Source organism: Streptomyces sindenensis (assembly GCF_014649035.1).
In the GTDB taxonomy this organism is placed as follows: Bacteria; Actinomycetota; Actinomycetes; order Streptomycetales; family Streptomycetaceae; genus Streptomyces; species Streptomyces sindenensis.
The window spans coordinates 1-735 of record NZ_BMSG01000094.1 but is presented as its reverse complement, the minus strand read 5'-3'; the positions used below and the strand labels follow the sequence as shown (position 1 = coordinate 735).

Below are 735 nucleotides of genomic sequence, written 5' to 3'. Positions count from 1 at the left end.
GTGCCGGATGAGCTGTGGGAACTGTTCCAGTGTGTGGTGCCGGAGGCGCCATCGCGGCCTCAGGGCGGTGGTCGGCGTCGGCACGGCGACCGCGAGGTGCTGGCCGCGATCGTGTTCGTGGCGACGTCGGGGTGTACGTGGCAGCAGTTGCCATCGGCGTCGTTCGGGCCGTCCGGTGCCACGGCCCACCGCCGGTTCACTGAGTGGTCGAAAGCCCGGGTCTGGGCCAAGCTGCACCGGCTGGTCCTGGACGAACTCGGAGCCCGGGGTGAGTTGGACTGGTCGCGGTGCGCGATCGACTCGGTCAACATGCGGGCCCTGAAAAGGGGGACCTGACAGGTCCGAATCCTGTCGACCGGGGCAAGTACGGCTCGAAGATCCACCTGATCACTGAACGGTCGGGTCTGCCCATATCCGTCGGCATTTCCGGGGCCAACCTGCACGACAGCCAGGCCCTGATCCCGCTCGTGAAGGGCATCCCGCCGATCCGCTCGCGCCGCGGCCGACGACGGCGCAAGCCCGACAAGCTCCACGCCGACAAAGGCTACGACTACGGCCACCTGCGCCGATGGTTGCGCGAACGCGGCATCACCCACCGCATCGCCCGCAAGGGAGTCGAGTCCTCGCAACGGCTGGGCCGCCACCGCTGGACAGTCGAACGCACCATGGCCTGGCTCGCCGGCTGCCGCCGCCTCCACCGACGCTATGAACGCAAGGCCGACCACTTCCTCGCCT

Annotated in this window: 1 protein-coding gene; it reads left to right on the top strand. The window is 68.7% G+C overall.

Annotated elements, in window-relative coordinates; translation table 11 throughout:
• A protein-coding gene (locus tag IE145_RS33185; RefSeq protein ID WP_229826034.1) for an IS5 family transposase occupies positions 1 to 735 on the top strand; the annotation gives its coding sequence in 2 pieces (ribosomal slippage) (positions 1 to 334 and positions 334 to 735; 736 coding nt annotated over the 2 pieces). This gene is flagged as partial in the annotation.